General features: G+C 71.7%; 21 protein-coding genes and 1 tRNA gene. 11 read left to right on the top strand and 11 right to left on the bottom strand.

The window, feature by feature from the left end:
• Positions 1–2: 2 nt before the first annotated feature.
• The 3 genes from ASE56_RS11700 to ASE56_RS11710 all read right to left on the bottom strand — a co-directional run bounded on the left by ASE56_RS11700 (position 3) and on the right by ASE56_RS11710 (position 3,725).
• Positions 3–1,361: an extracellular solute-binding protein gene (locus ASE56_RS11700; protein ID WP_056229606.1), complete on the bottom strand. Its 1,359-nt coding sequence runs from the start codon at positions 1,359–1,361 to the stop codon at positions 3–5.
• Positions 1,362–1,498: 137 nt separating this feature from the next.
• A complete protein-coding gene (locus ASE56_RS11705; RefSeq protein ID WP_056229609.1) occupies positions 1,499–2,704 on the bottom strand; it encodes an ROK family transcriptional regulator in 1,206 nt (401 codons plus the stop codon).
• A gap of 88 nt (positions 2,705–2,792) precedes the next feature.
• Positions 2,793–3,725 (bottom strand): ROK family protein, encoded by a 933-nt coding sequence (locus ASE56_RS11710; protein WP_056229614.1) that lies wholly within the window; start codon positions 3,723–3,725, stop codon positions 2,793–2,795.
• 168 nt (positions 3,726–3,893) lie between these two features.
• Between ASE56_RS11710 and ASE56_RS11715 the strand changes: the two genes are divergently transcribed.
• The 3 genes from ASE56_RS11715 to ASE56_RS11725 are packed head-to-tail and all read left to right on the top strand — an operon-like array spanning position 3,894 to position 8,507.
• The gene (locus ASE56_RS11715; RefSeq protein ID WP_081349786.1) at positions 3,894–4,946 is read left to right on the top strand and encodes a MoxR family ATPase; all 1,053 of its coding nucleotides are present in this window, start codon (positions 3,894–3,896) and stop codon (positions 4,944–4,946) included.
• Positions 4,943–6,199 carry a DUF58 domain-containing protein gene (locus ASE56_RS11720; protein ID WP_235556986.1) on the top strand — a complete coding sequence of 419 codons (1,257 nt, stop codon included), beginning with the start codon at positions 4,943–4,945 and terminating at the stop codon, positions 6,197–6,199. Before ASE56_RS11715 ends, ASE56_RS11720 begins: the two co-directional genes overlap by 4 nt.
• The gene (locus ASE56_RS11725) at positions 6,186–8,507 is read left to right on the top strand and encodes a DUF3488 and transglutaminase-like domain-containing protein (protein ID WP_056229617.1); all 2,322 of its coding nucleotides are present in this window, start codon (positions 6,186–6,188) and stop codon (positions 8,505–8,507) included. The genes ASE56_RS11720 and ASE56_RS11725 overlap by 14 nt, the downstream gene beginning before the upstream one ends.
• 51 nt (positions 8,508–8,558) lie before the next feature.
• Here ASE56_RS11725 and ASE56_RS11730 read toward each other — a convergent pair.
• The 4 genes from ASE56_RS11730 to ASE56_RS11745 all read right to left on the bottom strand — a co-directional run bounded on the left by ASE56_RS11730 (position 8,559) and on the right by ASE56_RS11745 (position 12,080).
• Positions 8,559–8,650 (bottom strand) — tRNA-Ser (locus tag ASE56_RS11730).
• Between the two features lie 156 nt (positions 8,651–8,806).
• Complete coding sequence (locus ASE56_RS11735) at positions 8,807–9,733, bottom strand: acetamidase/formamidase family protein (protein WP_056229621.1); 927 nt, start codon at positions 9,731–9,733, stop codon at positions 8,807–8,809.
• Positions 9,730–11,154 carry an APC family permease gene (locus ASE56_RS11740; protein ID WP_056229625.1) on the bottom strand — a complete coding sequence of 475 codons (1,425 nt, stop codon included), beginning with the start codon at positions 11,152–11,154 and terminating at the stop codon, positions 9,730–9,732. Before ASE56_RS11740 ends, ASE56_RS11735 begins: the two co-directional genes overlap by 4 nt.
• A gap of 35 nt (positions 11,155–11,189) precedes the next feature.
• A complete protein-coding gene (locus ASE56_RS11745) occupies positions 11,190–12,080 on the bottom strand; it encodes a proline iminopeptidase-family hydrolase (protein ID WP_056229628.1) in 891 nt (296 codons plus the stop codon).
• A gap of 78 nt (positions 12,081–12,158) precedes the next feature.
• Here ASE56_RS11745 and ASE56_RS11750 point away from each other — a divergent pair, with 78 nt between their 5' ends.
• Entirely contained in the window at positions 12,159–12,902 is a 744-nt protein-coding gene (locus tag ASE56_RS11750) for a FadR/GntR family transcriptional regulator (protein ID WP_056229632.1), read from the top strand.
• A 3-nt stretch (positions 12,903–12,905) separates the two neighbouring features.
• On the opposite strand, the gene ASE56_RS11755 is transcribed toward ASE56_RS11750, so the two are convergent.
• Both ASE56_RS11755 and ASE56_RS11760 read right to left on the bottom strand, forming a co-directional pair.
• Positions 12,906–13,481 carry a GNAT family N-acetyltransferase gene (locus tag ASE56_RS11755; RefSeq protein WP_082450516.1) on the bottom strand — a complete coding sequence of 192 codons (576 nt, stop codon included), beginning with the start codon at positions 13,479–13,481 and terminating at the stop codon, positions 12,906–12,908.
• On the bottom strand, positions 13,478–13,849 hold the full coding sequence (locus tag ASE56_RS11760) for a MerR family transcriptional regulator (protein ID WP_056229636.1): 372 nt from the start codon (positions 13,847–13,849) through the stop codon (positions 13,478–13,480). Before ASE56_RS11760 ends, ASE56_RS11755 begins: the two co-directional genes overlap by 4 nt.
• A gap of 118 nt (positions 13,850–13,967) precedes the next feature.
• Here ASE56_RS11760 and ASE56_RS11765 point away from each other — a divergent pair, with 118 nt between their 5' ends.
• Entirely contained in the window at positions 13,968–15,461 is a 1,494-nt protein-coding gene (locus ASE56_RS11765) for a SulP family inorganic anion transporter (RefSeq protein WP_056229640.1), read from the top strand.
• 26 nt (positions 15,462–15,487) lie between these two features.
• On the opposite strand, the gene ASE56_RS11770 is transcribed toward ASE56_RS11765, so the two are convergent.
• Positions 15,488–16,423, bottom strand: coding sequence for an AraC family transcriptional regulator (locus ASE56_RS11770; protein ID WP_056229644.1), 936 nt, complete (start codon positions 16,421–16,423; stop codon positions 15,488–15,490).
• 425 nt (positions 16,424–16,848) lie between these two features.
• On the opposite strand from ASE56_RS11770, the gene ASE56_RS11775 reads away from it, so the two are divergent.
• Positions 16,849–17,190: a hypothetical protein gene (locus ASE56_RS11775; protein WP_056229648.1), complete on the top strand. Its 342-nt coding sequence runs from the start codon at positions 16,849–16,851 to the stop codon at positions 17,188–17,190.
• 37 nt (positions 17,191–17,227) lie between these two features.
• Here the strand turns inward: ASE56_RS11775 and ASE56_RS11780 are convergent, their stop codons facing one another.
• Positions 17,228–17,680 carry a MarR family winged helix-turn-helix transcriptional regulator gene (locus ASE56_RS11780; RefSeq protein WP_056229651.1) on the bottom strand — a complete coding sequence of 151 codons (453 nt, stop codon included), beginning with the start codon at positions 17,678–17,680 and terminating at the stop codon, positions 17,228–17,230.
• 217 nt (positions 17,681–17,897) lie between these two features.
• Between ASE56_RS11780 and ASE56_RS11785 the strand changes: the two genes are divergently transcribed.
• The 5 genes from ASE56_RS11785 (at position 17,898) to ASE56_RS11805 (ending at position 22,434) form a co-directional block, all read left to right on the top strand.
• Positions 17,898–18,086 carry a hypothetical protein gene (locus ASE56_RS11785; protein WP_056229655.1) on the top strand — a complete coding sequence of 63 codons (189 nt, stop codon included), beginning with the start codon at positions 17,898–17,900 and terminating at the stop codon, positions 18,084–18,086.
• Positions 18,087–18,259: 173 nt separating this feature from the next.
• Positions 18,260–19,456, top strand: coding sequence for a glycosyltransferase (locus ASE56_RS11790; RefSeq protein ID WP_056229660.1), 1,197 nt, complete (start codon positions 18,260–18,262; stop codon positions 19,454–19,456).
• Between the two features lie 77 nt (positions 19,457–19,533).
• Complete coding sequence (locus ASE56_RS11795) at positions 19,534–20,628, top strand: type III polyketide synthase (protein WP_056229663.1); 1,095 nt, start codon at positions 19,534–19,536, stop codon at positions 20,626–20,628.
• Between the two features lie 5 nt (positions 20,629–20,633).
• Positions 20,634–21,329, top strand: a complete 696-nt coding sequence (locus ASE56_RS11800) for a methyltransferase domain-containing protein (RefSeq protein WP_268768227.1) — start codon at positions 20,634–20,636, stop codon at positions 21,327–21,329.
• Positions 21,322–22,434, top strand: coding sequence for an NAD(P)/FAD-dependent oxidoreductase (locus ASE56_RS11805; RefSeq protein ID WP_056229666.1), 1,113 nt, complete (start codon positions 21,322–21,324; stop codon positions 22,432–22,434). The genes ASE56_RS11800 and ASE56_RS11805 overlap by 8 nt, the downstream gene beginning before the upstream one ends.
• Positions 22,435–22,460: the final 26 nt, after the last annotated feature.

The following is a 22,460-nucleotide window of genomic DNA, read 5'->3' on the forward strand; positions in this document are numbered from 1 at the left end:
GATCAGCCCTGCTGGGTGTTGTCTTGACCGACGATGCCGATGACGGCCTGGTCGTAGGCTGCGGCGGCGTCGTCGACGCTGGACTGCCCGGTCATGACGGCTTCCATCGCGACCTGGATCTGGTTCGAGATCTTGTCGTAGTCCTCGGTCGCCGGGCGGAAGTGGGTGGTGTCGACGAAGCTCGAGAAGGTCTCGAAGCTCGGGTTGGCGTCGAGGTACTCGCTGGACTGGGCGACGTCGGCGCGCACGGCGATCTGGCTGTTGTTGATGTCGTAAGACGTGGCGTTGTCCTTGTTCACCGCGGTGGAGAGGAAGTCCCAGGCGGCGTCCGCGTTCTTGGTGTTCTTGCCGATGGCGAGCGTCCACCCGCCCGACATGCTCGTGGTGCCGGGCGCCTGACCGTTCTGGGTGGGCATCGCGGCGATGCCGAGCGTGTCGCTCCACGCGGGCCACGGGGCGGTGCCGCCGTCGACCCACGCGGCCGACTGCCACGAGCCGTCGAGGGCGATCGCGAGCTTGCCCTTCGGCAGCCAGTCGGCGGTCACACTGGTGAAGATGTTGGGGTCGAGCGCCTGCTGGAGCGAGGGCCCGAGTCCGCCCTGGTAGACGTCGGAGACGAACTTCAGCGAGTCCTTGAAGCCCTGGCTGCCGACGACCCACTTCTTCGAGGAGGTGTCGTAGAGGGTGTCCTCGGTGCCGTAGAGGAGCATCTCGAGCCCCTGCATGGATGCCGCTTCACCGGCCGTCTTGCCCGAGTACACGTTCATCGGGATGACGTCGGGATCGGCCGCCTTGACCTTCTCGGCCGCCGAGAGCACGTCGGCCCAGGTCTTGGGCTGCCACGGGACGGAGATGCCCGCCTTGGCGAAGATCTCCTTGTTGTACCAGAGGCCGCGGGTGTCGGTTCCGAGCGAGACGCCGTAGGTCTTGCCGTCGGGGCCGAGGCCGGCCTGCTTGGCGCCGTCGGCGAACTGCGACCAGTCGCTCCACTTCGCGAGGTAGTCGTCGAGGGGCAGCAGGTACCCCGCCGCGGCGTCGGACTGGATCTTGAAGGTGTCTTCGTACTGGACGTCGGGGGCGGTGCTGGCCGACTTGTTCATCAGCGCGAGCTTCGTGTAGTAGTCGGCGCCCTCGGCCTGGATCGGCACGAGCTCGACGGTCATGCCGGGGTGCGCGGCCTCGTACTGCGACTTCGCGGTCTCCATCAGCGTCTGCATCTGGTTGAAGGTCGCCGTGGTCTGGTACGCGACGCGGATGGTCTTCGCGTCGCCGGCGTCTCCGCTGCCCGCGGAACAACCGGCCAGGGCCGCGGTCAGGGCGGCGGCGGTCAGAAGACCGGTCACCATCGTCAGTTTCTTCATGAAAGCTCCCTTGCTCGGGTGGAGACACCACGTCGCCAGAACCTTTTATAAATCAAATGGACTAACTCGGCAAGTCCGAACGGCGCAGCCCATGTAACGATCGGGAAACACGCGGCTCCGCGCGCCAGGGGTCGGGCTCAGAGGGCGATCATCATGCGCGTCGGCCGGGCCGCGAAGGCGCCGTCGAGCATGAGGCAGGCGGCCCCGACGGCCGCGACGTCGGTTCCGACCCTCGAGCGACGCACGACGATCTCGCGCGTCGCGGTCGAGGCCGTGTCGACGGCGACGCGCTCGGCGACGACATCGCCCAGCACCCCCGCCAGGCGCTCCCACACGGGGCCGCCGAGGACGACCTCGTCGACGTCGATCAGGTTGTTGGTCACGACCAGCGCGCGCGCGATCCGCTCCCCCGCCCGCCGTAGCACCGCGGCCGGCACCTCCTCGCCCTCACGGGCGTCGCGCACGAGCCGGTCCAGGTCGGGGCGCGTGTCGCCGGCCGCCGCGGGAGCGTACCCGGCCTCGGCCAGCAGCACACGCGGCTCGATCGACACCCCGAGGCACCCGCGAGCGCCGCACGCGCAGGGCGGGCCATCGGGATCGACGATCACGTGGGCGATGCCGCCGGCGTTGCCAGTGCGTCCGCGCACCGGCGCACCCGCGATCGCGAGCCCCACACCGACACCCGCGCCGTAGTACAGGAACATCGCGTCCCCGAGGGCATCGGAGCGGTCGAACCACATCTCCCCCACCATCGCGGCCGTCACGTCCTTCTCCACGATCACCGGCAGGCCCGTGACGGCGCCGAGGTCTTCGCGCACGTTCACGTTGTGCCACTCCGGCAGCAGGGGCGGATCGAGAAGGCGTCCGCCGCGCGCGTCGAAGGGACCCGGGGCGGCCACACCGACCCCGAGGACGAGCTCGCGGGGGATGCCGGCGCGCTCGACGATCGCGTCGACAGCGGCACCCACGGCATCCACCAGTCCGGCGGGAGTCGACACCGCCGGGCGGGCGATCTCGTCGTGCGCGATGACCTCACCCGCCATGTCGACCACCACGACCGTGTCGACCACCGGGTCGAGGTGCACCCCGACCGCGAACCGCGAGCGCGGCTCGAGCTTGAGCAGCGTGCGGGGCTTGCCGGGACCCGAGATGACCTTGCCGGCCTCGACGATCAGCCCTTCGTCGGCCAGGCGACGGGTCACGTTGCTGAGCGTCTGGGCGCTGAGACCCGTGCGCGCCGACAGTTCGACCCGGCTGAGCCCCTCGGGCGAGCGGCGGATGTGATCCAGCACGAGAGCCTGGTTGTACTCCCCGACGGCGGGCAGGTTGGATCCCGTACGCATGACCCCTGCCCTCGTTCGCCGGTCCGCGGCGCGGGCCCTCTCGTCCAGATTACGCCCGCCCATCAGCGCGCCACCCTCTGCGGAACCGTCAGGACTGCAGCGCCAACGCCGCCGCCCCGAGCAGCGGACCGTCTCCGTCGAGGCCCGAGCCGACGATGCGGCAGCGCCGCGCGTACGCGTGCAGCGAGGCGGCCTGGGCGGCCGCACGCACCTGGTCGACGTAGTCGGGCGCGACCTGCGAGAAGCCCCCGGCGATGGCGACGGCCTCGAGATCGCACAGGGTGGCCGCCGCGGCGATGGCCTGCCCCACCGCGGTCGCCGACCGGGTCACGGCGGCGATCGCGACGGCGTCCCCCTCCGCGTGGGAGGCGGCGAGATCGAGACCGGTCTCGCCCTGCCAACCCTGAGTCTTCGCCCAGGCGACGGTGCCCGGCCCCGCGGCCACGGCTTCGAGGGTGGCCGCGACGACCTCGTCGCCCTCGATGGTACGGACGAAGGTCTGTCCCAGATGACCCGCGTTGCCGCTGGCGCCGCTGACGGGGCGACCGCCCAGCACGAGGCCGCCGCCCACTCCCGTCGACACGACGATCGCCATCGCGTCGTCGCAGCCGACCAGGGCACCGCGCCAGTGCTCGGCGAGGGCGATGCACGTGCCGTCGAGGGCGAGGTGGATCGGGCCGTCGACGAGTCCCGAGAGCACCTCGTCGATGGGCAGACCCGCCGCGAGGGGCAGGTTGAGGGGCGACACCGACCGCGAGGGCAGGTCGACCGGGCCCGCGCTGCCGACGCCGATCGCGGTCACCGTGACCCCGGGCACGGCGGCCAGCGCCGCGGCGGCGGCCTCGCGCACGTGGCGGGCGATCGTGTCGCGGTCGTTCTCGCGACCGGTGGGGCGTCGGGTGACGCTCGCGCGGACCACCTCGCCCGAGGCCGAGACCAGGGCCGCGTCGACCTTCGTTCCGCCGATGTCGACGGCGAGCACGTGGGGGTCGGCGGGCAGGGACGGGGTGGTGTGCGACATGCGCGGGCTCCTCGGGTGGACCAACGCTCCCCGATCCTAGGGGCGCTCCACTCTCGCCGAGTGCCGCCTGTGCACCCGCGGTATTCCGACCCCCGCCGCCGCGACGCGGGTTACGATCGGGTCACGGCGGCGACGACGCGCCTCCGCCTCCGCGACACAAGGGATGCCATGGACGAGACGGTCACGCCCGAGGCGACTACGCGGCTGCGCCGCGCCGACACCGCCGGCGGCCCCGCCCGCCCCGGGGTCGACACCGCTCTCGACGCAGAGACTTTCGCCCGCCTGACCGGGGAGATCCTGGCATCCGTCTCGAAGGTGATCGACGGTAAGCCCGAGGCCGTCCGCAGCGCCCTGATCGCGTTGCTGGCCGAGGGGCACCTGCTCATCGAAGACGTCCCGGGCGTCGGCAAGACGATGCTCGCCCGGGCGCTCGCCGCCACGGTCGACGCCGACGTCCGTCGCATCCAGTTCACCCCCGATCTTCTGCCCGGCGACATCACCGGCGTGTCGGTGTTCAATCCGGTGCAGCGGCAGTTCGAGTTCACCCCCGGCGCGGTGTTCGCCCACATCGTCATCGCCGACGAGATCAACCGCTCCTCCCCCAAGACGCAGTCGTCGCTGCTCGAGGCCATGGAGGAACGCCAGGTCACCGTCGACGGGCGCACGCATGTCCTGCCCTCGCCGTTCCTGGTGGTGGCCACGCAGAACCCGTTCGAGATGGAGGGCACGTACGTTCTCCCCGAGGCGCAGCGCGACCGCTTCCTCCTGCGGATCTCGATGGGATACCCGGATGCCGCGGCCGAGGCCCTCATGCTCCGTCAGCGCGACGCGGTGAACCCCCTCGACGGGTTGACGCCGGTCGTCACCGCGCGCCAGGTGACCGCGATGATCGCCTGGGCCCGGGGGGTCCACGTGGCCCCCGCGCTCGAGGAGTACGTCGTCGCCCTCGCGCAGGCGACGCGCAGCCATCCCGACATCCGCCTGGGCGCGAGCCCTCGAGCGACCCTGCAGCTCGTTCGCGCCGCGAAGGTCCGCGCCGCCCTCGACGGCCGCGCCTACGTGATCCCCGACGACATCACCGCTCTGCTGTCGCCGGTGTTCGCCCACCGCCTGATCGCCAACCGGTCCGCCGCGGGCGGCCGCGCCGGAGCCGCGGTCGTCGCCGACGCCCTGGACCGGATCGCGACGAGCGTGCGCGTCCCCCTCGCCCCGCGGCCGTGAGCGCCGGCGTGAAGCGCCTGTGGCCCTTCACCCTCCGGGGCACGGGGGCGGTCCTGCTCGCCGTCGCGGGGTTCGTCATCGCGCAACGCGCCGGCATCCCGGAGTTGCTGTACTTCGCGACCCTGCTCGTCGCCCTGCTGGCGGCATCCGCGATCGCTCTGCTGCTGACGCGCGGGACGGGATCGGTGTCGCGCGTCGTGACTCCCGAGACCCCCGAGGTCGGGGGCTCGGCGGCGGTCGTGGTCCGCGCGGGCCTCTCGAGCGCCCTCCCCACCGGTCCGGGCAGGTGGAGCGACACTCTTCCCGCGGGTCTGACCGGACGCGCCGAGGGGGCTTCGGCTCCCCTCGCCTCCACGTTGGCCGGCGGTGCCGGCACGGTCGAGGTGCGCTACGACGTGGTCGGTGCGTCGCGCGGCATCCATTCGATCGGTCCGCTCGAGGTGACCACGACCGACCCGTTCGGTCTGGTGCGTCGGCGACTCGCCCTCGGCCGCACGACCGCGGTGACGGTGGCCCCGGCGATCGTGGATCTCGCGCCCCTGCCCTCCGCCTCGGGTGAGGCCGGCGGCACGCGACAGACCGCGGCGCTGCAGCTCGGTCAGGGCGCCGACAACCTGGTCGCGCGCCCCTACGCTCCGGGCGATTCGATGCGGCGCATCCACTGGCGGGCGACCGCGCATCGGGACACCCTGATGGTGCGTCAGGAGGAGCAGGAATCCTCTCCCGCCGCCACGGTCGTCATCGACCGTGCGCTCTCGCGGTGGTCGTCGCAGGCCGCGCACGCCCCCGGGAGCGACCCCGCGTTCGAGACGGCGGTGACCGCGTGCGTGTCGGCCATCGCCCATCTCGTGCACGAGGGCTACACGGTCGACGTCGTCGACAGCGACGGCACGCTCCTCACCGATCCCGTCGAGGGCGGGGACGACGTCGAGGCGCGAGCGGCCGCCGCCGGGTTCGCGAGCCTGCGCGCCCGCGCCGACGACCCCTCCCACCGCGTCGTGCCGGCGACCGTGTCCGCCCTGCTCGGTCCGGTCGTGGTGATCACCGGAAGCCTGTCGCCCGAGGACCGCGCGACGCTGGGCGCGGCGGGCCTGCACTCGGCGCTTCCCGTCCTGATCGTCGTGGCCGAGCACGCGGACCTCGACGCCCTCCAGGTCGCCGGCTGGCGTGCGACGCACCTGCTCCCGGCCGGGGACGTGGCCCTGGCGTGGGACGACGCGATGGAACAGGGGTACGCCCGTGTCGGCCGCTGACCTCACCGTGCTGCGCTCCCCCCGTCGGCGCCGCGACGCCACCCTGCTGACCGTCGGCCTGTTCGCCGCGATCGCCGCGGCGATGCTGCCGGTCCTCTCGGTCATCGCCCCGGGCGCGTGGGTCGCGGGAGCCGTCCTCGTGGCCGGGGGCGCTCTCGGCGCGGGGCTGATCGTGCGGCTCTCGCGCCTGCCGGCGGTGCTCGCCAGCGTGGCCGAGCTCGTCGTCTGGATCGTTCTGCTCACCGCGATCTTCGGGCGGACGACGGCGATCCTGCTGGTGATCCCCACTCCCTCGACCTTCGCCTCCGTTCCGGGTCTGATCGCTCAGGCCTCGGCCGAGATCCGCGACGGCGTCGCCCCCGTGCCCCCGGACGAGGGCCTGGCGTTCCTGCTGGTCGCGGCGATCGGCGCGCTCGCGATCGTGCTCGACCACGTCGTCCTGACGGCCCGGATGCCGTTGCTCGCCGGGGTCGGACTGGTCGCCGTCTCGCTCATCCCGACGATCGCGATCCCCTCCGACGTCGACATCGCGAGCTTCGTGCTGCTCGCAGCGGCGCTGTTGTTCCTGCTGCGGATCGACACGCGCGCGCGAACCGCGGCCCCGCCCCGACGCGACGGACGCTCGCCCGATCCGTCGCCCCGCCGCCTGTTCGGGGTGTCGGCGACGGCCCTGGGGGTCGCGGCGGTGGCCGTGATCGTCGCCGTGGTGGCCACTCCCCTGCTGCCCCAACCGGGCCTGCGGTTCGCCAGCGGCGGCACGGGTGGGCTGGGAACCACCATCAACCCCAACCTCGAACTCGGAAACGATCTGCGCCAGCCCCGCGACGTCGAGGTGCTCACGGTCCGCACCACGGGTCCGACGGCCCCGTACCTGCGCGCGGTCACGCTCTCGCGCTTCGACGGCGCCGTGTGGCAGCCCGACAGCTTCGACACCGTCGCGGTCCCCCCGAGCGGCGCCGTGTTCGACCGGGTCGGCGTCGACGGCGACATCACCCTCGCCGACTGGACGACCACCGTCACCGTCGATCAGCTCGACAGCCCGTGGCTGCCGGTGCCCTATCCGGCCTCGACGGTCACGGGCCTCAACGGCGACTGGCTCGGCATGCCGCAGAACCGCACGGTCGTCACGCGCGCGGGGTCGACGCGAGAGCAGGTCTACGAGGTGCAGGCGAACGTTCCGCGCCCCACCCTCGAGCAGATCCGTTCCAAGACGGTGGGCGACACGGATCTCGATCCCGCTCTGACCGCTCTCCCCGCCGACGTGCCGGCCGTCATCGGCGACACCGCCCGCGAGGTGACCGCCAACGCTCAGACGCCGTACGACAAGCTCGTGACGCTGCAGAACTGGTTCCGCAGCAGTCAGTTCCGCTACTCCCTCGATGCCCCGGTCGACGCCGGATTCGACGGGGCGGGCCTCGACGCGGTGGCGCAGTTCCTGCAGGTGCGCGCCGGATACTGCGTGCACTACGCGTCGGCCTTCGCGGTCATGGCGCGAACCCTCGGCATCCCGGCGCGCATCGTCATCGGATATCTCCCCGGCACCGCCTCGAGCCTTCCCCAGCAGGGCGGCACGGAGTACACGGTCACCTCGAGCCAGCTGCACTCGTGGCCCGAGGTGTACTTCGAGGGCATCGGGTGGGTGCCGTTCGAGCCGACGAACAGCCTCGGCGTTCCGACGAACTTCGCCTCGGGCTCGACGGGCGGTAACAACACGGCCCCGAACGCCCCGAGCCAGGATGCCGAGACCCCGGCCGACCAGCCCTCGACGGCCCCCTCGGCGGCGGCTGAGAACGACCCGGGGGCGCAGACCACCGGCGGCGGCTCGGTGACCGCGCGTCAGAGCACGGCGTGGGTCGCCCCGGTCCTCGGGGTCCTCGCGCTGCTGCTGCTCGCCGGGATCCCGGCCGCGGCCCGGATGGTGCTGCGTCGTCGACGCCTCGCCGCCGCGCGCAGGGGCGACCCGGTGGCGGCGTGGACGGCGATGCTGGAGGACGCGGTGGATCTCGGCATCCCGGTCTCGTCCGCTCTGTCTCCGCGCGCCTTCGCGGCACGGCTCGTCGAGGAGCAGGGCGCGCCGGCCGACGACGTCGATCTCCTGCGTGACGCGGTCGAACGGGTGAGCTACGCGGGCGACAGCCTCGACCCCGCTCGGGGACCCGCCCTCGTCTCCGCCGTCGCGGGCGTGCGCGCGGCTCTCGACGCGAGAGCGACGCCGCTGCGGCGGGCGCTCGCGCGTGCGTACCCTCGCTCGCTCGTCGTGCGGCCCGGCGCCGTCGGCGCGGTCGAGCGCGAGAGCGTGTCGCGGTAGTCGCCGCGTGAAAGGCGAAGAGCGCCACCCTCTCGGGTGACGCTCTTCGTGTGGCGGAAGTGACAGGATTTGAACCTGCGAGGCGAGTTACCCCGCCTACATGGATTCCAGCCATGCTCCTTAGGCCGCTCGGACACACTTCCAAGGGACGATCCTACACGGCGCTCCGGCCCCGCTCGAATCGGTGCCGGGTCTCCGCATCCCCGCAGGTACCGCGAGACTGCATCTCGCTGACAAGCCGGTTGCAGGCTGCGCACGTTTCGCCAGCGAGGTGCTGTCTCAGCGGGATTCGGCCCGGGTCAGAGCACGCTCTTCGGCAGGCGGTGAAGCGTCACCGCTCCCACGGCGCGGAACGGATGCAGCGGGTCGGGCACCTCCGAGCCCGTCGGTCCGCCCAGTTCGCTGTGCACGAGGGCGCTCATGACCGCGTACGCGTCCATCCGATCCCATCCGCGCACCTCGACGAGCTCGTCGAAGACGTCCTCGTAGCCGCGCCGGACGCTCTCCTGCACCGGGTCGCCCAGGCCGACGAAGACCCACTCCTCGTCGGTCTCGACGCGGGGCGCGCGCAGAGCGGCATCCGGGATCAGATCGATCGAGACCACGGCGACCCCCGCCGCTTCGATCGCGACGAACGACGACTCGCCTCGGGCCATCACCGCGTGGATGTCGCCGATCGAGAGGAGGGCTCCCTCGACCTCGACGGGCAGGTAGACGGTGGCACCCGGGGCGACGTCGGTGAGGTCCATGTTGCCGCCGAGAGCGGTCGTCGGCATGACCGTCGAGTTCGCCCCGGTGACGGGCGCTGTGCCGATGCACCCGATCATCGGGCGGGCGGGCACCACGTGCCGGTCGGTGAGGTGCACGCCCTCGGCGTCGATCGGGATGCGCCGGCTGACGACGTGATCCGGCATGCGGTGCTGCAGCGCCCCGGCGCCGGGGAGGCTCTGCGACCACCCGTAGTCCCCCAGGCGGATCTCGTGCACGTGCACCGTGAGGGCGTCGCCGGGCTTCGCCCCCTCGACGTACACGGGACCCGTCACCGGGTTGATGGGGGCCTTCAGCGCCCCGAGGTCGCCGTGCTCGTGCAGCTCGGCGTACACCGCGTCGTCGGTCTCGAACGCGATCCTCTCGCCGGTGCCGGGCCGAATGCGCAGCGCCGGGGGCACCGACGCGTCGTAACCCGGGCGGCCGTGCTCCTTGCCGAGCCAGTGCTCCTCGGTCATCGGGAGGCCACCTCTCCGCCGCCCTCGCCGGCGGTCGCCGTCGCGTGCTCGGGCACCGGGCCGGTGGCCCCGCCGTTCTTGCGGGCGAAGATCAGGTAGACGATCCCACCGACGACCAGCCACAGGATGCCGCCGATCTTGGCGGTCATGTCGGCGTTGAGCAGCACGTATCCGATGATCAGGAAGCCGACCAGGGGCACCACGAGGTGCAGCAGGTAGTTCTTCGACTTCTTCTTGCCGAGGTAGTACGCCGCGACCGACACGTGCAGCAGCATGAAGCCGAGCAGGGCGCCGAAGTTCACCAGCGACGAGATGACGGCGATCTGGCCGACGAAGAACAGCACCAGCACGAGCGAGATCGCGCTCACCAGCAGGATCGCCGCCATCGGCACCTGGCGCGAGGTGACCTTCGAGAGGAAGGCGGGAAGGCGCCGGTCGCGGCTCATCGAGTAGAGCAGGCGCGAGGTCGCCGCCTGGGCCGCGACCGCGTTGGCGATACCCACCGCGATGACGTTGACCGCGAGGAAGGCTGTCGCCCACCCGCTGCCGGCGGCCTTGGCCACGAGCACGAAGAACGCGTTGTTGACCTCGTCGTCACCGAAGGCGATCGTGCCGTTCGCGAGAGCGCTGGCGAACCAGGTCTGGGCGATGAAGAGCACCGCGACCACGAGCAGGGCGATGATCATGGCGCGACCGCCCGACTTCCGGTCACCGGTGGACTCCTCGGCCATCGTGGAGATGCCGTCGAAGCCGAGGAAGCTCAGCACTGCGATCGAGAGGGCGGTGGCGATGAGCGCGGGGTTGACCTTCTCGGCATCCCACAGCGGAGCCATCGTGAACTCGGCGCCCGGGATCGTGCCGGACGACAGGGCGACCATGGCGATCACGACGAAGATCACCACGAAGGCGAGCTGGATGGCGAGCATGACGCGGTTGGCGATTTTGATCGAGCCGATGCCGAGCACGTTGATGACGGTGTTGATGACGACGAAAGCCACGGCCCAGATCCACTGCGGCACGTCGGGGAAGATGCCCGCCATCGACGAGGCGGCGAAGACGTAGAGCAACGTGGGGACGAGCAGGTAGTCGAGCAGGATCGCCCAGCCGGCGAAGAAGCCGACCGTGGGGTGCAGGCCGCGACCGACGTACGAGAACACGGAGCCGGCGATCGGGAACGCCTTCGACATCTGCGCGTAGGCGAGGGCGGTGAAGATCATCGCGATCACGCCGGTGAGGTACACCAGCGGAACCATGCCGCTCGCGGCGTTGAACACGACGCCGAAGATCGCCCACGGGGCGATGGGCACCATGAAGACGAGACCGTAGACCACGAGGTCGAAGGTGGACATGGAGCGCTTGAGCTCCTGCTTGTAGCCGAACGACTCCAGCGACTGCTGGGCCTCGGGGGCGGGGTGCGACATCGGGTCTCCTGGTTCGGGTGGGGTGGGGGCGGGTGTCAGGGAAGGGGCGCGAGGAAGTCGGCGATGACCGCGCGGAAAGCGTCGGGCATCTCGAGGTGGGTGCAGTGGCTCGCTCCGGCGAACACGTGCGAACGGGCGCCGGGGATGTGCGCGACGAAGGGCTCCCACGTCTCGGGGGTGGCCTCGTCGAACTCGCCCGCGACCACCAGGGTGGGCACGGCGACCTGGGGCAGCCGGTCGATGATCGTCCAGTCACGGCCCGTCCCGACGACGTGGAACTCGTTCGGGCCGTTCATCGTGAAGTAGACCGTGGGGTCGGCGAGCATCTGCTGCTCGCTGTCGACGAAGTCCTGCGGCATCGGCGTGACGCGGCACACGTGACGCTCGTAGAAGACGCGCGTGGCCTCGGCGTACTCGGGGTCGTCGAGGGTGCCGGCGGTCTCGTGCCGGTCGAGGGCCTCGCGGGCCTCATCGGGGAGTTCGGCGCGCAGTCGCGCCGCTCCCGCGAGCCAGAGGGCCATGGATGCCGGGGAGTTGCAGATCTCGAGGCTCCGCAGCCCCGCGGGCTGACGCACGGCGATCTCGGCGCCGAGCATGCCACCCCACGACTGACCGAGCACGTGGTACTCGTCGAAGCCGAGGGCCTCGCGCAGGTTGTGGAACTCGTCGACGAAGAGCTGCGGCACCCACTGCGAAGCCGGGGCGTCGGGGTGGTGCGAGCTCTTGCCGCACCCGATCTGGTCGTAGTGCACGACGGTGCGCCCGGTCAGATCGGCGAGGGCGTCGAGGTTCGAGACGTAGTTGTGCGCCATCCCCGGCCCGCCGTGCAGCACGAACAGGGGCGCTGCGCCGGTGGGCTCGGACGGTTCGGTCAGACGGGCCCAGGTGTAGCCGTCGCGGAAGGGGACGGTGATCTCGCGTTGCATGGAGTCATCGTGGACCCCTTAAAGGTGCGTTGGCAAACCTTTTCTGCGGAATTAACATGGGAGAAACGACGGGAGCCCATGGCCGACACCGACGACGCCTCCCTGGTGGAGCGCGTGACCGAGCGACTGATCACCGCCGTGGCGGTGGGAGAGTTCCTCCCGGGCACCCGTCTTCCCGCCGAGCGCGACCTCTCGCCCCTCCTGGGCGTCGGGCGGACGACGGTGCGCGCGGCCCTCGACGACCTGTCGACCCGGGGCCTGATCGAGCGCCGTCGCGGCCGGGGCGGGGGCACCTTCGTCGCCCAGGACTGGCCCGCCTCGATCGTGGTCGGTGTCGACCGGTGGTTCGAGGAGCGCTGGAGCGACCTCGTCGACGCGTGCACCGCGAGCTCGATGCTGCACTCCTCGCTCGCGCGCCTGGCCGCCGAGCGGCGCACCGACGCCGACATCACCGCGATGCGGGGCCGCCTCGACGACTTCCACGCCGCGGAGTCGGGCGACCCGAAGCAGCGCGCCGACAGCCTGCTGCACCTCGCCATCATCGACGCCGCGCACAACACCGCACTTCGCGACATCCTCCTCGAGCACGAGCGGCACCTCTCGCTCTCGGCCCCGGCCCACCCGTGGGGCGATCGCGGAAGCCACCGCCGCATGGAGACCCGCGCCGCGCGCGAGCACGACGCGATCGTCGACGCGATCGTGCAGGCCACCCCCGACGAGGCCGCCGAGCTCGCCCGCCGACACGTGCAGATCGACCTCGAGCTGTTCACCGAGGCGCGGGAGTTCGCCCGCCGCCGTGCGGCCGAGGCCGCGACCGGCTGAGCCTCAGCCGCGCAGGCGCTCCTCGAGACCCGCGCGCACGGCGGGCCATTCGTCGCGCAGGATCGAGAAGTACAGCGTGTCCGAGACGCTCCCGTCGGGGGCGATGCGGTGCTGTCGCAGACGCCCCTCGCGCGTCGCACCGAGGCGCTCGATGGCCCGCGCACTGCGCTCGTTGCGCGCGTCGCAGCGCAGCGCCACGCGATTGACCCCCCACCCCTCGAACGCGTGCGCAAGCAGCAGCAGCTTCGCGGCGGGGTTGGTGCGACCGCCCTGGAAAGACCGGCCATACCAGGTCGTGCCGATCTCGACCCGCCCCTGCGCGGGCACGTACTCGTAGAACGTCGTGGCGCCGCGGACCTGGCCGGTCTCGGCATCCCGCACCGTGAAGGCGTACAGACCCGGGGTCGCGTTCTGCTGCTCGACGCGCGCGGCGTAGGCCTCGACCGAGTCCGCCCAGGGCGTGGTCATGCGACTCCACAGCTCGGCGTCGGTCAGCGGCCAGGCCTCGGCCGCGTCGGCGGCTCGAGCAGGAGACATCCGGATGCCGTGACCCTCGAGCGTGATCTCGTGCGCGGTCACCGTGCCTCCAACTGGGCGATGAACTCGTCGGCCGCGGCGACCTTGCGGCGGAGGTCTTCTCGCCGCCGGTGCGCTTCGTCGCGGATGTCGGCGAGCTGCGCGCGGAGTGCGTCGTCGGAGGGGTCGGCCTCGAGACCGTCGACCACGGCCAGCAGCTCACCCATCTGCTCGAGGGAGTAGCCGAGCGGCTTCATGCGCCGGATGAGGAGCAGTCGCGACTCGTCGTCGGCCGTGTAGAGACGGAAGCCGCCTTCGGTTCGAGCCGAGGGACGCAGCAGACCGATCTCGTCGTAGTGACGGAGCGTGCGGATCGACAGCCCCGTCCGCTCGGCGAGCTCGCCGATCTGCATCGGTCGCACCTCGGTCATCGCATCCCCGATCCCGCAACCCTCTCGTTACGGTAGAGTCTCCTTCGTCGCGATCGCGACCCCCCTATTCTTCCCCGCGCCGACGCGGGTCCCCTCCCCTACCTCCTGGAGACTCTCCATGACCTCTGCCATCGCGCGCCCGCGCACCGAGCCCACCGTCCTGCAGGCCCTTCGCTCCCCCCGCCTGCTGACCCGCGAGGTGCTCGCCGGCCTCGTCGTCGCCATCGCCCTCATCCCCGAGGCGATCGCGTTCTCGATCATCGCCGGCGTCGACCCGCGACTCGGCCTGTTCTCGTCCTTCGTCATGGCGGTCGCCATCGCGTTCCTCGGCGGACGCCCCGCGATGATCTCGGCCGCGACCGGCGCGATCGCTCTCGTCATCGCCCCCGTCGCCCGCGAGCACGGGGTCGACTACCTGCTCGCGACGGTGATCCTCGGCGGCATCCTGCAGGTGATCCTCGGCCTGCTCGGGGTGGCCAAGCTCATGCGCTTCATTCCGCGCAGCGTCATGGTGGGCTTCGTCAACGCGCTCGCGATCCTCATCTTCACGGCGCAGGTGCCGCAGCTGATCGGCGTGCCGTGGGCCGTCTACCCGATCGCAGCGGCGGGCCTCGCGATCATGTACCTCCTGCCGCGCGTCACCAAGGTCGTTCCCGCCCCGCTCGTGGCGATCGTGCTGCTGACCGGCGCCGCGGTCGTCTTCGGCATCTCGGTCCCCACGGTCGGCGACCAGGGCGCGCTGCCCGAGAGCCTGCCCGCCCTTCTGTTGCCGAATGTCCCGCTGACCGGCGAGACGCTCGCCATCATCCTGCCCTTCGCCGTCGCCATGGCGATCGTCGGCCTGCTCGAATCGCTCATGACCGCCGCCCTCGTGGACGACATCACCGACACCCCCTCGTCGAAGACGCGCGAGTCGCTCGGACAGGGCGCCGCGAACGTGCTGTCGGGTCTGTTCGGCGGAATGGGCGGCTGCGCGATGATCGGCCAGACGATGATCAACGTGAAGGCGTCGGGGGCGCGCACCCGTATCTCGACCTTCCTGGCCGGCGTCTTCCTGCTCGTGCTCGTGCTCGCCTTCGGCGATGTCGTCGCCGTCATCCCGATGGCGGTGCTGGTGGCCGTGATGATCGTGGTGTCGATCGCGACCTTCGACTGGCACAGCATCCGCCCCTCGACTCTTCGTCGGATGCCGCTGAGCGAGACGATCGTGATGATCCTCACGGTCGCGATCACGGTGTGGACGCACAACCTCGCGATCGGCGTGGGAGTGGGCGTGGTCGCCGCCGCCGTCCTGTTCGCCCGCCGGGTCGCCAGCGTCACCTCCGTGACGCGCGAGGTGGAGGGCGACACCGCCCGCTACACCGTGGAGGGCGAGCTGTTCTTCGCCTCGAGCAACGACCTGACGACGAAGTTCGCGTACCACGACGACCCGCGACACGTGGTCATCGACCTCTCGCGCTCGCACGTGTGGGATGCCTCGACGGTCGCCGCTCTCGACGCGGTGCAGACGAAGTACGCCCACCTCGGCACGACGGTCGAGATCGCGGGCATGAACGCCACCGCCGCCCGGTTGCACGCGCGCCTGAGCGGAGGGCTCGGCGCCGGGCACTGACGTGGGAGCAGCCCGGGCTCTCGGCTCTACGACCTCAGCGTGGTCGACGGCGTCTCGCCGAACTCTCCGCGGTACATCGCGGCGAAGCGTCCCAGGTTCGAGAACCCCCAGCGCGCGGCGATCGCTGCCACCGTCTCGACGGAGGGATCCGCGCTGCGCAGCTCAGCACGCGCGGCATCGAGCCGGACGCGGCGCAGGTACTGCATCGGCGTACGGCCGGTGGCCGCGCGGAAGGCGTACTGCAGACCACGCGGAGACAAGCGCGCCGCCTGGGCGATGTCCGACAGCACGACCGGCTCGGCCGCGTGGGCCTCGACGTACGCCTTGGCCCGGCGCACCGGCGCGGGCAGGGGGCGCGACGGGCGGCCCGCGGCCAGCGCCTCGGTGAAGGTCGTGGGGAACGCCAGCAGGGACGCCTCCAGAAGCAGGGTGCGCGCCTGCTGCTCGATGATCGGGGTGCGCTCGGGCGAGCGCAGCAGGATGTCGCGCGCGTACTCCCAGGTGCGCGACCAGTACCGCAGACGCTGCTCGCTCACCGGCGCGTAACCGGTGGGCCGGACCCTCAGGGTGTCATCGCCGGACATGCGGCGCGCGGCCTCGTCGAACTCGGTCCGCGCGAACGAGACGGCCGTGCCCGCGATACGACCCGTGAACGCGATCTCGAGAGGGCGATCCACCACCATGAACGGCACGGCCGTGTCGATCCGTTCGCGGCGGTACGTGCCCGACACCCGCGGGCCGGCGATGCGCCCCACCACGACCTGATCGAGCGGGTCGGACTCGACGAGCATCGTCGACCCGATCGTGTAGTCGCAGAAAGCGAAACCGGGCTCGGATGCCGCGTGCCAGGCGAGCGCCGGCTGGATCACCTCGGCGCGCGAAATGCGCGCTCCGGGAACCACGGTCTGCCAGAGGTGCTCCACCGTCTCGGCGTCGCGGGTTTCGATGTTGGTGTGCTCCACGCCTTGTTTCCTAAATAGTCCGAGGATGTGCGGCAAGACCATTGCGCCCAGTGGCGGGGGCCACTATGGGAACGCTCTCACGCAGTACAGCTTTCGGAGACTGCGGCGTCGTGGATGCCCCCCATCCGCATTCCACGCTATCGCTCATAGGAAAAACAATGCGCAATTCGGCGCATTCGGCCCCGAGGCGCGAATCGACATCCTCAATACGAAAAATGGACGGCGTCCACATTGACCGCGATCACGGACGCGGGCGAGCATTCCCCCGCGGCACGCGTGCCGTGCACCGACCGCTCCTCGTTCCCCGGCGGGTGGTCGTCCGGCGCCTCGGGGCGGAGCTCGTGACCCCGCTCCGAGGCTCGGGTCAGCGCCCCATAATGGGAGGGGCCGCCATCCGGCGTCCGGCTGTCGAAGGGACCCCGCCCATGCCGTTTCGGACGATGAGCACGCTGCAGGAGTGGGTCGACGACTTCCGGGCCCTCGGCTACGACGATGCCGGCATTCTGCGCGTCATCCCTCAGGACAGCGAGGACGGCGCGGATGCCGGACTCATCGCCGCCCAGCTGAAGAGCGTGTCGACGACGTTCTTCGTCGCCCCCGGCCCCGAGGCCCACTCCACGGAATGGGCCGTCACCTTCGAGCCCCGCGAAGACGCCGCGCCGCTTCCCGCCGGCCGTGTGATGGCGCTCGCCGGCGAGCTGGCGACGCTCTCGGCCCTCTGCTCGTTCTTGCAGGCTCGTTCGGAAGCGTTCCTCGCGAACATCTGAGCGCTCTTCACGCCGCGGCCGGTACCGCCTCGGGGTCTCAGCTGCCGGCGTGCGCCGTGATGTGCGTGAGCAACCGCGCGACGCGTCGAGCCTCTTCGGGATCGAGTTCGGAGATCGCCTCTTCGACGGCCGCGTCGAACGCGCGCAGCTGCGACCACGGCGGAGTGTCGAGATCGACGATCGCGGTGATGTGGTTGACGCGACGGTCCTCGGCGTCGAGGTCGCGGCGTACGGCTCCGCGCTGCACGAGCCGGTCGATGAGCGTGGTCACTCCGGCCGACGTGATGCCGAGATGGTCGCGGACGTGCGTGGGCCGGGCTCCGGGGTTCTCCGCGACGAAAAGCAGGGCGCGCGCGTCGAGCTCGTTCAGAGACAGCTCACGACGGGCCTCCGCGGCGGCGACGCGACGCGCTTCTCCATAAGAGAGAAGGGCGCGACCGAGCTCCGACCCCGGCGAGGGGGGAAGCGAAGTATCGGGGGACGAGTGCACGACGCATGATCGTACCCACTCCGCCCCAGCGCGCGCGTAGCTTGCACGGAGCGCCCCCGCGTGTTCCACGGGCCCCCACCGGGGTGAACCGGGGGCCAAGCGCACCCGGTGACGCCTGTCAAGCCGGTCTCGGCCCCCGCCACCGCGGTCTATGACGGAGGAAGAGCCGTCGGGAGACGGCCGGACCCCGTCGGGAGACGGGAATGAGGAGAACACCATGATCTACGGACAGCAGAGCGAACGACAGACGGGCTCGGTGTGGAGCATCGCCATGACGGCCGCCATGGGCAACGGCATCGGCCCGCGCTCGATCGAGGAGACACCCGCGCCGCGCTCGGCGAAGCGGTGGCCCTGGTCGCGTACGGCCCCGGCCGGCGAACCGATGGTCGTCGCGCCCCGCGCCTAATCACCCACCCCTTCACCCGGCGCGTCGGCTTCTTCCCCCGGAAGTCGGCGCGTCGGCTCGTGTCCGGGCGTTCACACGATGGTCTCTGCCGTGTAACCCACCGCACGGGGTCGAGGCCTCAGCATGGGACGACCGCATCCGCGGTGGTGGATCCCGGCTGGAAAGCGACCCCGATGACCCGACCCGTGCGCGTGCTCTCGCTCTACGAAGGCTTCTTCGCTGGAGGGGCGAGGATCTTGCATTCCGACGTCGTGGCGGGCCTCGCCTCCGACGGATCGCAAGAGCATCGCGTGCTGTCGCTCACCTCGGCCGCACGCCGCGATGCTTCTCTCCAGTTCGCCCGCGACGACACCCGCTTCCGCCGCCTGCAGGACCGCGGTGTTCGGATCGACACCTTCGATCGTGTCGCGGGCGATCGACCGCTGACTCCCGAGGAGTTCTCGCGGGTCGAACTGGAGCACGCCGCTCGACTGTTCGACGAGGCCGACGTCATCCTCTCGCTCAAGGAACAGCCGTTGAGCCTCGTGGTCGCGCTCGAGCGCGCCGGACTGCTGCCCGACCGACCCGTCGCGGCCTGCCTCCACCGCTCCGACCCCACCCATTCCGGCCCCGCGCTGGGGTGGCTGGTCGAGGCCGCGGGTTCCGGCGCGGTGAGTGCGACGATCTCGTGCGCCGAATCCACCTCCCGCGCCTACGCGCGCGCCGGCGTCTCCGCCGGTGAGGCGTGGGTCATCGACAACGGCATCGACACCCGTCGCTTCCGCCCCGGCACGCGCGCCGAGCGCCGACGGATCCGCGGGGGTCTCGGCATCCCGGACTCCGCCCCCGTCGTCCTGCTGGCCGCGCGCTTCGACGCCATGAAGGACCCGGGGCTGTTCCTCCGCGCCGTCGCGGCGCACGCGCGGACCGCGCCGGGCACGCACTACGTGGTGTGCGGGTCGGGTATGACCCGCACCAACCCCGCGTTCGTCTCGCTGCTGGCCGACAGCGGTGTCGACGACGGGGTGGCCCTGCACGCCCTCGGGCTTCGCGAGGACATGCCGGAGCTGTACCGGATCGCCGACGTCGTCGCGCTGACCAGCGCCTTCGGTGAGGCGTCTCCGCTGTGCCTCGTCGAGGGAGCGGCATCCGGAGCCGTCCCGGTGACCACGGACGTCGGAGACGCGGCGCGCCTGGTGGAGGGGTTCGGGCTCGTGACCGCGCGCGAGGTCGACGCGATCGTCGAGGCGTGGGGAGACGCCCTCGCTCTCGGCCCGGCGTTGCGGGCAGCCGCTCTCGCGGCCCGGGGGCGGATGGACCGGGGACGCATGATCGCCGACTACCGGACGACCGTCGAGGGCCTGCTCGTCTCGCGCATGCTCGCGGCCTGAGACCCGCCACTGTAGACGGCGGGTCGACACGACGCCATCCCCGCCGAGGAGCGGAAGAACCGTGTCTACAGTGAGTCATGACCGCCCGCATCCTCTCGATCGGCACGGCCCTGCCCGACACTCGTGTCGACCAGTCGACCCTGCGTGACCTGTTCGCCGCTCAGCCCGGATTCGACCGCAAGGCCCAGCGTCTGGTGGGCGCCGCGTTCGATGCGGCGGCCATCGACACCCGCCACGTGGTGCTCCCGCAGCTCGCGGGCGGTGAGGGCGGAGCGCTCGGGGTCCTCGACGGCGACACCCTGCTCATGCCCCCGACCGGAGCGCGCAACGACGAGTACCGCCGCACCGCTCCGCCTCTGTCCGCGGAAGCCTCACGGGCCGCGATCGCCGGGTCGGGGCGGACTCCGGATGCCATCACCCACGTCGTGACCGTCTCGTGCACCGGGATGTTCGCGCCCGGACCCGACTATCACCTGGTCCGTGATCTCGGCCTCTCCCCCACCGTCGAGCGCTACCACCTCGGCTTCATCGGCTGCGCGGCGGCGATCCCGGCCCTGCGCCTCGCGGCGCGCATCGTCGGCGACGACCCCGACGCGGTCGTCCTCGTCTCGTGCACCGAACTGTGCTCGCTGCACTGGCAGACCTCGTCCCACCCCGACCAGATCGTCGCCGCCTCGGTGTTCGCCGACGGGGCGGGGGCCGCGGTCGTGGCATCCGGAGACCCCTCCCGGGCGGGCTTCGACCTCGACGGTTTCGCGACGCACGTGACCGACGAGGGCGAGAAGGACATGGCGTGGACCGTCGGCGACTCGGGGTTCGAGATGACGCTGACACCTGAGGTTCCGCGCATCATCGGCCGCGAGATCTCGGCGATCGCCGCCGACGTGATCGGCGACCTCGACGAGGTCGACGCGTGGGCGGTGCATCCCGGCGGGCGCAGCATCCTCGACCGGGTGGAGAACGCCCTGTCGCTGGATGCCACGGCCCTGGCCCCCTCGCGGGAGGTGCTGCGTCAGAACGGCAACATGTCGAGCGCGACGCTGCTGTTCATCCTGCGCGACCTGCTCGCGGACTCCGCACGCGGCGACGGAGACCGCGTCGCGGCTCTCGCGTTCGGCCCGGGGCTCACGGTGGAGGCGGCACGTCTGACGCTGCGCCGCCCGGCGGCGTGACGGGGTTGTCTCAGCGCGACGTCGCGCTGACCGAGCTGATGGACGACCCCGACTGCGATCCCCGGGCGCTCGCGGCCACCTACCGCCGATTCGACCTCGTGAACCGCCTGGTCTCGGCCTGGGGGCACGTCTACCGCACGCGGGTGCGCCCCGAGCTGCGCGCGGTCGGTCGCCCCGCGCGCATCCTCGACCTGGGGTGCGGTGGAGGGGACGTGCTCGTGCGGCTGGCGGGTTTGGCCGCGCGCGACGGCTTCACGGTCGAGTGCGTCGGAGCCGACCCGGACCCCCGCGCGATCTCAGCCGCTCGCGACCGCGGCCGCCCCGGGGTGCGCTTCGTCGCGCAGGACTCGACGGCCCTGCTCGCCGCCGGGGAGCGTTTCGATCTCGTCATCTCGAACCACGTGCTGCACCACCTCGACGCGGCGGCGCTGGCGAGCTTCACCGGTGACTCGCTCGCCCTGTCGACCGGCACCGTCCTGCACGCCGACATCGCCCGCGGGCGTCTGGCGTACGCCCTGTACACCGTCGGCATCGCGCCGCTGTCGGCGGGCACGTTCCTGCGCGTCGACGGCCTCCGTTCGATCCGCCGCAGCTATCGCGCGCCCGAACTCGCCGCGGCTCTCGGCTCGCCCTGGCGCGTGGAGACCCCGGCGCCGTTCCGGGTGCTCGCGGTCGCCCGCGGGGAGGCCGGGAATGACTGAGGTCCTCGTCGTCGGCGCCGGCCCCGTGGGACTGGCGTTGGCCGCCGACCTGCGTGCGCGCGGCGTCGACGTCGCCCTCGTCGAGCGCCGCACCGAGGTCGGCGCGGGAACGCGGGCGATCGGCATCCACTCCCCCGCCCTCGCCCTGCTCGAGGCCTCGGGCGCCACGGACGGGATCCTCGACCGCGCGGAGCGGATCGCCCGCGGAGAGGCGCGGGCCGGCGGACGCTTGCTCGCCGCGATCCGCTTCGACCGCCTGCGGGCGCGGCATCCGTACGTCGCGGCGCTGCCGCAATCCGACACGATCGAGGTGCTGACGGCCCTGGCCCCGCCGGTGCGGCGCGACGTGACCGTGGAGTACCTGCGACAGGACGACGACGGCGTGCGGGTCGGGGTCGCGAGCGGCGGCGAGCTGCGCGCGAAGGTCGTGGTCGTGGCCTCCGGATGGGCGGGACGCTCGCTGGTGTACCGCGACGGGGCCGTGCGCACCCACCACTACCCCGACCGCTACGTCATGGCCGACGTCACCGCGCCGGGCGGACCGGTCGCGCGCGTGCACCTCGAGCGCGACGGCGTGGTCGAATCGTTCCCCCTCCCCGGCGGGCGCCGACGGCTCGTCGCCTGGGCGGGTCGGGAAGAGGTTCCGGATGCCGCGGGCTTCCTCCACGACGCCGTGGCTCGACGCACGGGGCTCGAGGTCGACACCGCGGGCGCCTCGACCTTCGCCGTCCGGCGGGCGGTGGCTCCCGCACTGCATCGGGGCCGGGTGATCGTCGTCGGCGACGCCGCGCACGAGGTGAGCCCGATCGGCGGACAGGGCATGAACCTTGGACTGCTCGACGCGCTGACCCTCGCGCCGCTACTTGCCCCGTGGGTCCGCGCGGGCGACGAGGCGGGCCTGGACCGTTGGGAGCGCGACCGGCTCGCGTCCGCCTGCCACGCCGCGCGCCTGGCGTTCCTCAACACCCTGCTCGGTCGGGCCGCCGCCCCCGTCGCGCACGCGGTGCGTACCGCGGCGCTGCGCGCGGGCCTGCGTGGACCGGGCGGGGCGCTGTTCACCCGGGCGTACGCGATGCGGTTCGACAGGGCGGCACCCGGGACCTGAGCCGCCGGGCGGGGAAGACACCGTTG

This window comes from Microbacterium sp. Leaf203 (genome assembly GCF_001421275.1).
Classification (GTDB): Bacteria; Actinomycetota; Actinomycetes; order Actinomycetales; family Microbacteriaceae; genus Microbacterium; species Microbacterium testaceum_A.